Consider the following 235-nt stretch of genomic DNA (forward strand, 5'->3'; position numbering starts at 1 on the left):
GGTAGTTAACAGACATTCCAATTAAGGACGCGGTAATAAAAGCAGCCGTGGATTTATTCTTTTCTACCATTTTTCCTATAATAAAGGCCATAAAAATAAAAGACACGATAAAGCCAAACGTAGGACTCAGGATAACGGAAGGACCTGCACTAAATTCTGAAAAAACAGGAACCCCAACCAACCCAACCAGCATATAACTAACCATTGTAATAGAGCCTAATCGGCTCCCTAAGAT

1 protein-coding gene is annotated in these 235 nt (G+C 39.1%); it reads right to left on the reverse strand.

Annotated features, from left to right (window positions below):
- Positions 1-235: biotin transporter BioY (locus tag RYX56_RS25280; RefSeq protein ID WP_317124506.1), on the reverse strand; the 235-nt coding region annotated here is incomplete at both ends.

It is taken from the genome of Alkalihalophilus lindianensis (assembly GCF_032843265.1).
Lineage (GTDB): Bacteria > Bacillota > Bacilli > Bacillales > Bacillaceae_D > Alkalihalophilus > Alkalihalophilus lindianensis.